The following is a 14063-nucleotide window of genomic DNA, read 5'->3' on the forward strand; positions in this document are numbered from 1 at the left end:
ATTGTCCCAATGAAGGAAATGACAGAGGCGTTAACATGGGCTTCGCGCTTCTTCCGGAAGGCCATGAAGTGCAAATTGCAGACCAATTTCCTTAAAAACCTAGAGGATTTGACGGAGGCTCTCCCAAAGCCACTTTCAATTCCTAGTAAAAAAATGAGTGCGTTTCACAATTCTTACAAAGTCATCTGATGGAGGCTGCACAGGAATTCCCCGCTCTACCTTGAATGAAGTGTTATCTGGAAACTTAGTGGTCATATTTACTTTCGGCCCAAGTATTGTTTGTTGTAATCGCTCAAAAAAGTATGACTGAGAGTACCGTACACAGCCATAAACCGTTACTCCACTATAGACGTTGGATGTGAAATCAGCATCAATATCACGGAATTCCCTGGTATTGATATTGGGCCCTTCGTTTCCAGACATACATGCTGCGCAGGCCTCCAATTCTTGGTCCATTTTCCAGATTGTTCCGAATCCAGCGAACAAAGGTCGAGTGGGATAATCTCTCATGAATGAAACTGTAAATGGTTTTGAAGGATCTTCGAAATCGCCGAATGGGTAGAACGGTCCGGATGGATACCCTTTCACGTCAAGTTTCCAGTCCTTGTCTGAATAGCGAAAGTTGAAAAGTGGCACATCCGAAATTGTCGAGTTTTTTACAATTTGTATAAATCCAAGTTTGCTGCAGCAGCTACAACCGTTGAATGAAAAAGCGTTTTCAAACGGAACAAAACTAACCTTGAAATTTGTGCTAAGTTGATAAGCAGTACTTGCAGCGGCAGCCTCAAAAGACATAGTTCCCCTTCCAGGCACATAGACGACCCCTGTGGGTTCTCCCATGCATGCAAGCCCACTTGGATCAATTCCATTTGGCACAAAATAAGCCAAATACAGATTCATCCCATCCACAAACTCAAGCAGATCCGTACTCGTCCATCTCGCAGTCCTCGGCAGATAATCCCGTTGCCTTATGTAGTAGAGTCCCGTGGCTTCATCCTTGTAGTAGCCCCAGGCACCGGTCCACTGGAACGGGTTCACTGTCACCCCGGCGCGGGCCAGTAGTTCTCCCCAGGCATCGTACTGGTAGGTGTCGGTGACTTCTTCGTTAGCGTCCGTCAATTCCGACGCGGAACCGAGGACGTCGCCGTGGTAGTAGCTGAAGAGCCCGAGACCTTCCGTTAAGCGGTATTGAGAGACGACCCTCCCGTGGGTGGTCGGTTCCTGCGTGTAGACCGCAACAATTACGTTGCTTTCGTCGGTTTCCAGCAGGTAGGCTTGCCCGTCCCAGAGGAATTTCGTGATTCCAGTGCTGTCGGCTTTCAGGACACGGAGACCGTCGGGATCATAGCTGCTGGTCTGGCGGCCACCGCCGGGCAGCTCGACCAGAATACTGCGGTTTTCGTAGTCCCAGGTGGTGGTCGTGCGGTCGCCATTCGGCTCCAGCACGAGGGCCTGGTTGCCGTCGGCGTCGAACGTATAGGTCGTTCTGCCGGCGGCATTCTGGCTGGAGATGAGCTGGTTGGCAGCGTCGTAGGTGCTGGTGGTGCGGGCTCCACTGGCATTCTTGACTAGCCGATTGCCAGTGGGGTCATAAACGAACGTGTTGTGATAATCGGAATTGACATTCAGCGATCCCCAACCGCCGGAGCTGAGATCGCCCCAGTCATCGGCGGAGAGCGTGTTCCAGCTTTGTCCACCGGTGCGGTGTTCTTCTGTCAACTGATAGGTTGTATCGTAGGCATACGTGGTAATCCCGCCGTCAGCGGTTGCAATCCGGGTTTTGTTGCCGACGGGGTCGTAGATGTAATTGAACTGCGAAATGAGCGAATTGTCGGACTTGAGATTCACCACGCGGGTGGGCTGATCGGCCGCATCGTAGATGAACGTGGCCCGGGTCCCGTTGGCCAGTTCCTTGAGCGTTCTGAGTCCGGCTGCATTGTAGCTGAACGTCGTCCGGTCATTCTGCGGGTTGAGAACCGTCTTGAGCTGGTTGTTGTTATCGTAAGAATACGTGAAGACCCCGGCACTGGCGACGTTCATTTGGGTGCGGCGGCTGAGAGCGTCGTACTGATAGGTGATCACCTTGCCGACCGGCGTGACGACGGTCTGCTTCCGCCGCAGGTCGTCGTAGGTCATCGTGTATCTGCCGGTGTGGTTGGCCATCATCGTCCGGTCTCCCAGCACATTATACACGAACGTGGTGCGGGAGCCATCCGGATAAAGCCGTCCGGTCAATTGATGATTGGCATCGTACAGGTAGGTCGTCAGGTTCCCCCGGGCATCAAGGCGTGTCAACAGAGCCCCATCCGGATTGTAGGTATTCGTCACGCGGCGGTTAAGGGGATCGATCTTCTGTGTCCGCTGGCCTGCGGGATCGTAGGTGAACGAGAACCGGTGATTGCGTTCATCGACCATGGCGATGGTCTGTCCGGCGGCATCATAGACATTCGTCGTGCGAGCACTCAGAGCATCAATCGTCGCTTCCGGCCTTCCAGCCAAGTCGTAGACGGTGGTCGTCCGGTTGTTGTTGGCGTCGATGGAAGCCACAACGCGGGATCTGTCATAAACCGTCGTTGTTCGTGCTCCCAGCGGATTCACCTCGGCGAGCGGTCGCCCGGCGAGATCGTAAACGGCCGTGGTTCGATGTAGCAGAGGATCGACGGTGGCGACCTGCTGCCCGGCAGCGTTGTAGACCAGAGTGGTCCGCTGGCCCAGAGGCATGACGCTGGCCAGGACGTCGCTGGCGGCATTGTAAACGGTGGTGGTCCGGTTGTTCAGAGCGTTGACGGTCGCGATGGGTCGCTGTGCGGAGTCGTAGAGTGTGGTGGTGCGCTGATTCAGCGCATTGACCGCCGCGATCTGGTTTCCGGCTGCATCGTAGACCATGGTCGATCGCTTTCCGAGCGAATCGATCATGGAGATGGGCTGTAATGCAGCGTCGTAGAGGGTGGTGGTGCGGTTGTGCAGGGGATCGATGGTGGCGATGGTGCGGCCGGCGGCGTTGTAGATTGCCGTGGTGCGGTGGAGCAGCGGGTCGATCTCGGCGACCGGTCGGCGGGCGGCATCGTAGAGGGTGGAACTGCGTTCTCCCAGCGGGTTGACCTGGGCGATGGGCTGGTTCAGCAGGTCGTAGAGGGTCGTGGCGCGCGCCCCCAGCGGGTTGATGCTGGCCACCGGTCGCGACGCGACGTCGTAGACCGTGGTGACGATGTTTCCCAGCGGATTGACGGTGCGGACCTGCTGGCCGTTGGCGTTGTAGGCGTAGCTCGTCCGGTTGTTGAACGGATCTATCGTGGCGGCGGCACGGCCGGCGGAGTCATACAGCGTGGTGGTCCGGTTGCCGGCGGCGTCGATCTGGGCCAGTTGTTGTCCGGCAGCATTGTACACCGTTGTGGTCCGGTTGCCAGCGGGGTTGACCGTGGCGATGGCCTGGTCGTTGGCGTTGTAGACCGTTGTGGTCCGGCGGCCGAGGGGATCAATGGTGGCCACGGGGCGGCTGTCGGCATCGTAAATCGTGGTGGTGCGGGCTCCCAGCGGATTGATCGTGGCGATGGGGAGCTGCACGCTGTCATAGAGCGTGGTGTTGATCTGCCCGAGAGGATTGACGGTGCGAATCCGGTTTCCCGCCAAGTCATAGGCGTAGGATGTTCGTTGTCCCAGCGGATTGACCGTGGCGACCCGCTGGTTCATCCCGTTATAGATGGACGTCGTCCGCTGGCCGAGGGGATTGATGACGGCGATGGGGTTGCTGCTGGTGTCGAAGAGCGTGGTGGTCCGCTCACCCAAGGGGTTGATCGTCACATCACGGCGGTGGACCGGGTCATGAATGGAGGTGGTGCGACCGCCTGCGGGGTCGATTGACACTGTCGCGTCTTGCGGCTGATCATAGAGCGTGGTGGTGATGGCCCCGGTGGGGGCGGTGGTTTGGATGACCCGGTTCCGTTCATCCCGGACGAGCGTGGTGCGGGCGCCGAGCGGTTCAATCGTGACGACCTGCTGCTGGGCGGCGTTGTAGAGATAGGACGTGCGAGCGCCGGCGGGGTTGATCACGGCGGAAAGCGTTCCATCCGGGTTATAGATGGAGGTGGTTCTGCGGCTCAACGGGTCAATTGTGAGCAGGATCTGACCAGCGGCGTTGTACAGTGTGGTGGTACGGGCGCCCAAGGGATCAAGAACAGCTGTACGCTGGTTGTTAGTGTCCCATATCAGCGTATTGCGGCCTCCGGCAGGAAGCTGAACTGCGGCGATTTTCCCGGAGCTGTCGTAAACCAGGGAATGCCGGGAGCCATTTGCGAGCAGCACCTGCTCCAAGCGGACGGTGCGCTGGGGCGTGGTCGTGTAGCTGAGCGTAGTGCGCCGTCCCAGCGGATCGATCTGGGCGGCGAGCTGGCCGTCTAGGTTCCAGAGCAGTGTCGTCCGGCTTCCATTGGGGCGGTGAATACTTTTGATCTGCTTATTGCCGTAATAACTAAGTGTCGTCCGGGCTCCCGAGGGAGCGATGATGCCGGTGGCGGCGGTGCCGAACGAGAACGTATAAATTCCGCCGCCGGGGAGAGTGCGGGTGCGGACCCGGCCCAGAGTGTCGTAAGCGTACGTGGTGCGATGGCCGTCGTGGTCGATGATCGTCCGGATTTGATGCTGGGCATTATAAAGATAGCTGCTGCGCTGATTTCCGGGGGCCTGGATGGCGACTAGGTCTCCCGCTCCGTCAATCGTCAGGTTTGTAGTGCGGCCTGCGCTGTCCTCGATCTGGCGGAGATTCTGATTGACATCATAGCTGTAGGTCGTCAGCAATCCTCCAGGTTGGACGATGACACTGATTCGCTGATTGCTATCCCGGAGGATCGTCCAGATCGCCCCGGATGGTTGAACCAGTCGGGACAGCAGGCCCGCGGAGGTGTAGTCCCGGCGAAGCCCATTGAGCAGGGTTTCGGAATAGGAGTCGTCCAGCTGTTGCTGGAGGGCACTGGTGGATCCTGCCGGGCTTTCGAACCAGCCGTTGGCGTCTTTGTCGGTATATTCAAAAGACTCGCCGTTGCTGCCGATCAGGAGGACTGAACCGCTGGCGAGCAACCTTGCGGATCTGCGGTCGAGTGACCGCGCGGAACTGCTATCCGGTAGAATCAGTGACGGATTGAAGACTGCTCCCCAGCCCCGTCCGTAACCGGCGGTCTGACCCGCTGTGAGGGCGTTGTAGAAGATCAGCGATCGCGGCCCAAGCGGCCCGGTGACTGGAGCACCTGCCTGGAGACCGAGATTTCCGGTGGAAGGGTTGACTTCCCCCCTACTCCCGCCCGTTCCTTCCCCGGTTCCTGGCACTGGAGGATTGGCGCCATTGGCTGCGGAGCAGATCTGGCCCAGCGAGGTTTCCAGGCTGTTGGAGGAGTTCGTACTGGTTCCCAGTGTCGAACTGAGGCCACTAGACGTACCAGTTGGCTTTTCGCATCCACAACCACATGTTCCAGAGTCGTCGTGAGAAGGGGCTGGACAGGGTTGCCCCGGGTCGAGGGGAGGAGTTTGTTGACCGTTGCCACAGTTTTGTGCTGATCCGCATCCCATGGAATTAGTCCTTGTGTTAAAGAAAAACGGTGAACAAAACAGGGAGGGAAAAGATCAGGGGGTGGTCGCTTTGTGGGGAGGGGGGCCACTCCTGGCCTCGGGATCGTTCTTCTCGGCCCGCTCCGCGGCGGCGATGGCCCGGATAACGTGTTTGGAAATCTCACGTTTGAGGGCCGTCTCTTCCAGGCCGACCGATCCCAGCAACGCCTGCGCCCAAGGCTTCTTCGCCTTCAGCCAAGTTTTGGCCCGCGGCAGAATATCCGCCACAATCTGATCGAAGTGCTCACGGCAACCCGTCACCCCCCAGGCGTTCATCTGTCTAGACAGCTTTTCGCACTGCTGGCACTGGGGAAACTTGTGAGAGTCAAACAGTTGCGTGAGCTGAGTCCCTGGACCTTCTCCCAACGACTGGGGAGGAGCGATGAGCACATGAAACTGCCGCTGTTCAGCCTTGAACGCATAGGGAGTCAGGCCGAGTCGCTGTCCCAGTTCTTTGACGAACTCGAATTCCGAAGGAGGATCGGTGTCGTCCACAAAGATGCGACCGCCAGGAGCCAGCAGCCTCTCGATCTGGCCCAGCCCGCCTCGACGGCCTGAAGCCGTATTCGGACCAGCCGACCGGCGGCCGATTACAATCACATCGTACAACTCTCCGTAGTCCGGCTCCCAGTTGTACCAGGCGGGAGTTCCCGCAAAATCACTTTGGATCAGATGCACATTTTCATCCACCAGCGGGGTAATCGTATCAATTGCGGTCGGGGACTGTTCAATCGTTGTGAGCGAGACTCCGCGCGATGCGAACCACAACGTGGAGATATTGGAGCCGTATTCCAGGACCCGCATGTCCGTCCGGATCATCGACAATTGCAGAAACAGGGAAAATGGCAAGACCTCCTCCGGCGCTCGTCCCAGTTGATCCCGTAGACGATGATATTCCGCCTCGAGCGGATGTCGGGGCCGGCTGGAGGAAATGGAGCTGGAAGCTGCCGAGACGGTTCTCGTTCCTGGCCTAGGCCCCTCTGGAGGTTGTCTCAGGAGCCCGATCGCCTGCTGGACCGCGTTCGGGTTCGTTCTCTGAAAGCATTCCACGGTCGCTTGATAAAGATCCTGCCGCCCCAGTTCCTGAAATCCGATCAAATAGTTGTAAATGCGATCGATTAAAACAGGGGTGTAAGGCTTCCCTTCCGGCTCAAAGAAGCTGTGAATGGCGCGAAATGCCGGCAGACAGAGCACCTGGTTTCCTCGTGCGCGGAACTTTTCCATGAGATACGTTTCGTTTCCTCCAAACCCATAAAACTGGGGATGAAACGAAGGCCACACGGCGCGGCGGCAGGCAAAGGCAAACGTCCCTTGCTGCTGGATCTCATAGGCGGGGTTGCAGGGATCCAGACCGCGTTCATCGATCGTCCAAGCCCCGAACTGATTCCCCCGGAAAACGGCCCCATGGGAAATCATCGCTCCCTGCGGCGGCGGGAGCGGCTCGCTTACATACAGGTGCTGCTGCGTCGCGGTGATCCGACCGGTGATGGAAACTAGTGGTCCCATGATGAGGTCTGAAGACTCAGGATGCTCGTCGAAGTACTTCAGCAGTGCGTCAATGGCTCCCAGTTCAAAGAAGACGTGGGAATCGCAGCAGAGGACATAAGTTCCCCGCGCCTGTTGAAAAACCTGTTCTTTGTAGAGACAGGAGGAGGGGGGCCCCGGAACACGGAGATAGCGGACCCCGGGAACTTGCTGGACCTGCTTGTGCAACTCAATCGCATAGCGGTTGGTCTGCTCCTGGCCGTCTTTGATCACCTGCTCAGAGTTGTCAATGATGATGATCTCGGTTCGGTCTAAGAGGTGTGGAAATTTCGTCCTGAAATCCACAAGCGTGGCATACGCCATCTTGTCGTCACGGGTGGCAAAGCCAAATGTGAATAGAGGGGAGTCCATTTATTGTCCTTCAAAGACAAAATAACAAGACGGTTTCACGGGAGCTTCCTCGCAGCAGTGGGCAAGTCCTGGGGCGGACTCTGAAATCGCGATCAGAGGGGCACACGTCCCTAAAGCAATGCCGGAATCAAATGGACCGTGTTGATCCTGAAGTTCCCATCCAAAATTATTTTCCGTGCAGAAGAACACGATTCGGGTGTTGGCAAATCCAGGAACTTGCAAGGGGGAAGGGCCTTCCCATAAATAGCCGTTCCAGATCAACGTCGTGGGGCCAATATTTTCACAAACGGTGAGAAGTCCTCGACATGAAAAATCTCTCCCTACCAGCGTCACTTTGACGCTGCGGACGAGATTTTCACAACACCCGAAAGGTCCTTCATCGAACTCAGCAGCGGTGCGAAACGAAGCATCACTGGTTGGTGGCCAGGTTGTTGGTGGCCAGGTTGTTGGTGGCCAGGTTGTTGGTGGCCAGGTTGTTGTGGTTGGAGCTGTCGTTGTTGTTGTGGTTGGAGCTGTCGTTGTTGTTGTTGTGGTTGGAACTGTTGTTGTTGTTGTTGTTGTTGTTGTTGTTGTTGTTGTTGTTGTTGTTGTTGGAACCGTTGTTGTTGTTGTTGTTGGAACTGTCGTTGTTGTTGTTGTTGGAACTGTCGTTGTTGTTGTGGAAGTTGTAGTTGGAGAGATAGTCGTCGTCGGCGGAGGAGGGGGAGGGGTTGTGCCATTGTCTCCTCCGAGACCTCCGATCCCGTCGCAGCATTCACATCCCGTTACATCATCTGAGAGACAGAGAAAGCTGAACGTTGGGATGGACGTTAGAAATGTCACACTGGAAACCGTGCAGATGAATGGCAGGCGAGCGCATGGCATGCTCGCAGACATCATGATCACTCCTTCAGGGTCACAACAGACCTGCAGGAAGAAGTGATCGCCGCAAGCGAACTCTCCACTGCCTTCCCAGCAATTGGAACTCATACTCGAACGGACCATCAGCACATCATCGTTAATCTCGCCCGCACATAAGCCAACCCCATCCACATGCAAGTACCACTCCCCAGGAAACTTTTCGCAACCTGTGCAGCAACTTGTCGGATTGCTTTGATTGTTTTGCGGCATCGTTTTATTCCTTATTCAACCCTTAGGGCGTGATCAACTTTACAACTGACAACCGCCGCCAACGGCAGATTGTGGGATATCTCTTTGTGTTTTTAACTTTCGATCATCTCCAAAGATTGAATCTTGCCTCCTTGAGACGTTCGCATCGGTATGAGTATCGAAACGTTGGAGCTCCATTTCCAACCCAAGTTCCAGTTCAAGTGGAAGTTCAAGTTCCAGTTCAAGTGGAAGTTCAAGTGGAAGTTCAAGTGGAAGTTCAAGTGGAAGTTCAAGTGGAAGTTCAAGTGGAAGTTCAAGTGGAAGTTCAAGTGGAAGTTCAAGTGGATTCAGGCAGCTTGATTCGGAGTGACTTTGCAGCCACTGTGTGCGAATCTCGAAATGCCGGGGGCGAGAAAAACAGGCATCGGGACTGGCAAGCTCTTTTTCCGACCATTCTCTCTTCAGGATCCGGGCTCAGTGGTGTCAGATAGGACTGCAGCTGACCATATATACGAAGTCCCCAACTCGGCAGCATTTCAACATCCTGAGCTCCCGTGAACCTCAACATCCATTTCAGAAGCAGCATCTGGTGCAGTTGCCGCGTTCTGACTAAATATCCTGGCACAATCATGTCAACAGGAATCGCGTGGTCAGCGCGTGCCACGTTTTGAGCAGAATACCTTCTTGTATTGGCGGAGAAGAGTCGCCCGTCTTGGACCAAGACTCCAAATTGCGGCACCAGCTCGGCCGTCCATAGAATGTGCTCCAGCATTCGTCGTCCCTGCAGCGTGTCGTCATCATGAAAATAGTCAAATTCTTTTTCGCGCATGAAGCCTCCTGAAAGACGATTATAGGACCCAGAGTTCTGGTGAATTCGCAACCGCCGATCGCAAAGCCGGGAGCCTACCGGTGCTTCCCCTTGAGGTTCAGGCGCACACTCAATCAGCGTTGTCGAGCATGGAACAAACTGAGCTCGAAACACCTGTAAAATTGGCGAAAGATTGTCCTGCCGTGTGCAGTTCACAATGACAACTTCAATTTTGAACATAACCTCCCCACTTCTTTTAAGTCGGCAGGCCACTCGAATTCCAGTTTCTCCAACCACGCCTCGAAAACACCCTGATTTTTGCGGTAGGCATTCGGCAATAAAATCACCCGCCGCTGACAGATCTGCCCCGCAATGGTAAAGTGCAGGCAGTCCGTCACAATTGTCCGGACTGCGGCAGCTTTACGGAGATATGCCAGATAGCTCAGCCATCCCAGCCCGGCGGCCGGGTCGTGGCCGCGACGGTCAAACTGGGATTCACCATCGGACCTCAAAATGAGGACCACATCACAGTTCGGAGCGGGAATCGCTCCCGAGACATTCAGACATAAAGCAACATCGGGAGCCAGGATGGCTCCCGGACAGCGAACCTGGCTGTAAAACTCTCGTGTAAAAAATGCGTTCATAGGGTGCGACTTCATGTGCATGCCAATATTGTGGCAGAAGCGTCTTGGGAAGCGGAATCTGCTGTACCACGCTTCGAATCGATTTCGGATAGGGATACCCCATGCTCCCTCCACCAAACTGCACAAGTTCTTCAATTTCATCCGGTACTACTCCAGTCCATCGGCGTTCAAGGATAATGATTTAGTAGCGGGCTCCAAAGGTTTCAAACAATTGCATTGTGGCCGCGTGGATCAGGCCATCGCCAGCATTGCCACACCAAACTTGGACATTGCCCATAAGCTTACCTGCCAAGGGAAGGCAAACACCGGTTCTACGAGAGAATCGTCTAAGAACTGTGTGGTAGCAGTAAACTTTCCTATTCGACGCGACCGCACTTGGTCCTCTTTGTTCGATATTAAAAATCGAACTCCAATGGTATTAAATGTAGAGCATACACATGTGACGACGGTAACAACTTTAATATCGGATCATAATGTGATCGATCAGTGTTCTTTCCATAAATCAATCACAATCTATTAATGTGTCGCCCGACAGGCTATCCTCTATGTTGGTCAATTTTCGATAATGTCGCAGTGCCTGTCGGGCTGGTTGGTAGTCGGGGTGGGCATGAAGGATGTCGCTCCAGACCTGCCGGGCCTTATCGAATTGGCCGAGATCTTCGTAGACTATGGCTAGGTTGTGGCGGGCTTTGTGTGTGCTGACCCCCTGGTCGATACTGGTGAAGTGGCGTGGGGTCTGTTCCAGGAGTATGCGGAGGTAGGTTTGCTCCGCGTCCTCCAGTCGGCCGCGCTGGTGGAAGAGCATCGCTTGGCGGAACAGGAGTTCTTTGTCAGCAGTGAAGAGTTGCAGGCCCTGAGTTAAGCAGTTCTGGGCTTCGGTCAGTTTGTTCAGTTGCATCATCGAACCGATCAGGATTGCATAGGCTTTGCGAAGGTGTGATTCCTGGGGTGTCGAGACGTCGATGCAGCGTGTTAAAGACTGGACGGCTTGTTCGTGCTGATCGGCATCGGCGTGGGTCATACCGAGGTTAAACAACACGAACGGATGATCGGGCCGCTCCGCAAGGTCGCGATGCAGAAGCTTGAAATCCCGTTCGAGTTTGCGGACATGTCCCGCTTCGCTATGGTCGGACCCGGAGTGGACGACGTAAATGTCAGTCCAGGCCACGTCACCCCCGGCGCGACGAATGGCCGGGAGGATCTGTTCATGGATGTGAAATTCCCAATTCAGATCCGGACGATTGCGAATGAGCTTCACATGGTCCACAGCTGTCACGTCGTTGGGATTGATGCCGGGGCAATGCACCTGCATGACATAGCCCAGGACCTGTTCTGGATGCGCCCCGTCGGCGAGTTGCTTGAGTTTCTGGCCACAGTGTTCGGGAATTGTGTCGTCCGAGTCCATCCAGAAGATCCACTCTCCGCGCGCGTGCCGGAATGATTCATTTCTGGCCAAACTGAAACTGTCCTGCCAGGCCCAGTGGTGGACTGTGGCCCCCAGTTCTTCGCAGATTTGTGGTGTTAGGTCCTGCGAGCCCGTATCGACGACGATCAACTCATCCACCCACGGACGTAAACTTTCCAGACAAGGGCGGATCGTCTGTTCGTTGTCCCGGACGATCAGACAGGCAGAGAGCTTGATCGGATTTGGTTGCAGGAGCAGTTCTCCGGCATCATTCGCTTCCAGAAGAAAATGGGGATAGCCCACTCGTTGCGGTCGTTGCTCTGGCTGTGGTTGTTGTGCCTGATCCCACTTCTCGCGATACCGTTGCTGATTGGTTTCCAGCAGTCCTCGCAGGTCAGTGCCACTTCCTCGAAACGTGGCGCTCCCTACGTGGTGAATGAAGGTGTCGGTGGCAATGAGACACTGGTATCCCGCCGCCTGGGCGCGACGGCAGTAGTCATCATCTTCAAAGTTGCCGATCCCGAATCGCTCATCCAATTGGCCAATTCGGTCGACGACCTCTTGCTTGATTAACAGGCAGAACCCGACGAGCCGATCGGTGGGCTGATAGTGTTGGTGATGCTGCTTCCCCCAGTCCCAGGCGAAACCGTCAAGTTGAGCCAACTCGTCGTAGGTGACCGGAACCTGTTGCTCCCCGCTGATACAGTTGGTCACCGGGCCGACGAGGCCAACCTCAGGTGCAGAATTGAGTGCAGCAGTGAGTCGCTGCAGCCACCCCGTAGTGACGATCGTGTCATTGTTGAGGAGAAGAATTTGCTCTCCCTGTGCGGCCTGAATGCCTTGATTGGCGGCAGCCGGGAAACCTCGATTACACCCATTTTCAATCAGCCGCAGATGAAGATCGGCACGCAGGAAATCCACAGTTCCGTCGGTGGAGCCATTGTCGACCACAATGATCTCATAGGGCTCATCTGTCACCAGCCGAATGCTGTTCAGGCAGGCTTGAGTATGGGGCCATTGATTGTAGGTTACGAGGATGATTGAAGTGAGTGGGGGGCGACGTTGGGGAGTGGGGATGGCCGTCGTCAGGAACTGGTACGCAAAGAATTCGGCCGCCTCGGCCTCAGTACTGACTTGGAGTGAAAATGGACCGAGAGTGATCTGCCAGGGCTTGCCTTGCTGTTGCCACTCGGCGAAGCCGGGACCCCCGACAAACTGCAGCGATTGGATTTCGAAGCCACAACGAAAGAGAAGTTTCTCGACCTCCCGACGAGTAAAAAAGCGAACGTGGTCCTCATCCAGCAACCCGGCCGATTCGTATGTCCAGTTTCCAGCCAGCAACGAGCGGATGACGGTGTGATTACGAACATTCGGAATGCTGGTCACCAGTGTTCCGTCTGGAGTGAGCCAGCGGCGAATCTTCTGCAACACGGCAGCAGGGTCTCGTAGATGCTCCAGCACATCCGCACAAATGACGCAATCGAAGGAGCCTTCAGGAAAATCCAGCCCCTCCGACTGGACATTGCCGATATACACCTCGTCCAGGCGAGTCGTCGCCAGCGACGCGGCATCTGAGTTCAGCTCAATGCCGGTCACATGCGACTGCTGTCGCTGCTTAATGGCAACCCCCAGCTTGCCTCCACCGCAACCGATATCCAGCAGACGCTGAGCATGAATCGGGATGCGTTCCAGAACATCTGGGCGATCAAACTCAAAATAAGCCGGAGCTTTGACAACGGGCAGAGGAACTTTTGGCATTCCCACCTGGCGAATTGGCGTCCGGGCGGTGAGGCTCGTCAACTGCGAGAGGATCGTCTCTGCCCGGTGGCGGTATGTGTGGTGAGAGCAAGCCAGTTCTTGTCCTGCTGCGGCAATCCGCTCCCGCTCCTGGTCGTGCCGCAAGTAATAGTGAATCTTGTCGATAAGTTCCCCTGCATCCTGGTAGGTCTCGGCGTGGAGGCCCATCTGGAACAACTCGTCTTGCCCATTCTCAACGAGGGCATTTGTCATGAGTAAGGAACCGCTGCAGAGTCCTTCGAACACGCGCATGTTCATGTCGTCACGCAAGCTGCGATTGAAGACGATCTTCGACGCGGAATAGATTTCCGCCATCTGCCGGTAGTCGCATTGCCCAATGAATGAGCGGGAGAATTCTTGTTGAATCCGCTGCAGCAGATCCTCACGGACTCCGGGAAAGAGGTGGCCGACGAATGCCACATCAAATCGATTCTCCACCATCCGGCGACCATGAATCTCCGGCTCGCAGGCCAGCGGAAGCCAGAGTGGATTCCGAATACCCGCCTGTTGCATCTGTGCTGCACCGTTCTTCTGGGCGGCAAAGACCAGGTCCGCCTGTGTCGCCAGTTGCAGGCAGCGATCGAACGACAGATGGGTATCAATCGCCCACCAGGCTAACGGTCGCAGACGATCAGGGATGACATAATCCAGTCCGTCATCCACGCGCACAAAGAGATCAAACGCTCTGGGATCGACTGTGTCCAGTTCTTCTGGCCGGAGGTGAACTGCTTGAGCCAGAAACTGCATCGCTCGCAGAACATAGCCGCCAGTTGTTTCCGGCCTTAACGATCCCTCAAAAATGACTCCCACGTGCCGCATGAGCCCT

General features: G+C 55.7%; 7 protein-coding genes. 2 read left to right on the forward strand and 5 right to left on the reverse strand.

Features of this window, described 5'->3' with window-relative positions:
• Nucleotides 1–135: 135 nt before the first annotated feature.
• Together SH527x_RS09790 and SH527x_RS09795 are read right to left on the reverse strand one after the other, a co-directional pair.
• On the reverse strand, nucleotides 136–5073 hold the full coding sequence (locus tag SH527x_RS09790) for an RHS repeat-associated core domain-containing protein (protein WP_437194475.1): 4938 nt from the start codon (nucleotides 5071–5073) through the stop codon (nucleotides 136–138).
• Nucleotides 5074–5613: 540 nt separating this feature from the next.
• Complete coding sequence (locus tag SH527x_RS09795; protein WP_437194476.1) at nucleotides 5614–7494, reverse strand: hypothetical protein; 1881 nt, start codon at nucleotides 7492–7494, stop codon at nucleotides 5614–5616.
• A gap of 394 nt (nucleotides 7495–7888) precedes the next feature.
• Between SH527x_RS09795 and SH527x_RS09800 the strand changes: the two genes are divergently transcribed.
• Both SH527x_RS09800 and SH527x_RS09805 read left to right on the forward strand, forming a co-directional pair.
• Nucleotides 7889–8416, forward strand: a complete 528-nt coding sequence (locus SH527x_RS09800) for a hypothetical protein (RefSeq protein ID WP_437194477.1) — start codon at nucleotides 7889–7891, stop codon at nucleotides 8414–8416.
• A gap of 338 nt (nucleotides 8417–8754) precedes the next feature.
• Entirely contained in the window at nucleotides 8755–8943 is a 189-nt protein-coding gene (locus SH527x_RS09805; RefSeq protein WP_437194478.1) for a hypothetical protein, read from the forward strand.
• Here the strand turns inward: SH527x_RS09805 and SH527x_RS09810 are convergent.
• The 3 genes from SH527x_RS09810 to SH527x_RS09820 form a co-directional block, all read right to left on the reverse strand.
• The gene (locus tag SH527x_RS09810) at nucleotides 8921–9631 is read right to left on the reverse strand and encodes a hypothetical protein (RefSeq protein ID WP_437194479.1); all 711 of its coding nucleotides are present in this window, start codon (nucleotides 9629–9631) and stop codon (nucleotides 8921–8923) included. The genes SH527x_RS09805 and SH527x_RS09810 overlap by 23 nt on opposite strands.
• Nucleotides 9604–10035, reverse strand: coding sequence for a hypothetical protein (locus tag SH527x_RS09815; protein WP_437194480.1), 432 nt, complete (start codon nucleotides 10033–10035; stop codon nucleotides 9604–9606). Before SH527x_RS09815 ends, SH527x_RS09810 begins: the two co-directional genes overlap by 28 nt.
• 502 nt (nucleotides 10036–10537) lie before the next feature.
• Nucleotides 10538–14056 carry a glycosyltransferase gene (locus tag SH527x_RS09820; protein WP_437194481.1) on the reverse strand — a complete coding sequence of 1173 codons (3519 nt, stop codon included), beginning with the start codon at nucleotides 14054–14056 and terminating at the stop codon, nucleotides 10538–10540.
• Between the last annotated feature and the right edge of the window lie 7 nt (nucleotides 14057–14063).

Source organism: Planctomicrobium limosum (assembly GCF_051465645.1).
Lineage (GTDB): Bacteria > Planctomycetota > Planctomycetia > Planctomycetales > Planctomycetaceae > Planctomicrobium.

Excerpts from the sequence above, each read along its gene's own strand:
- SH527x_RS09820 (WP_437194481.1), bottom strand. The coding sequence starts at position 14,056 with ATGCGGCACGTGGGAGTCATTTTTGAGGGATCGTTAAGGCCGGAAACA.
- SH527x_RS09810 (WP_437194479.1), bottom strand. The coding sequence starts at position 9,631 with ATGTTCAAAATTGAAGTTGTCATTGTGAACTGCACACGGCAGGACAAT.
- SH527x_RS09815 (WP_437194480.1), bottom strand. The coding sequence starts at position 10,035 with ATGAACGCATTTTTTACACGAGAGTTTTACAGCCAGGTTCGCTGTCCG.
- SH527x_RS09805 (WP_437194478.1), top strand. The coding sequence starts at position 8,755 with ATGAGTATCGAAACGTTGGAGCTCCATTTCCAACCCAAGTTCCAGTTC.
- SH527x_RS09795 (WP_437194476.1), bottom strand. The coding sequence starts at position 7,494 with ATGGACTCCCCTCTATTCACATTTGGCTTTGCCACCCGTGACGACAAG.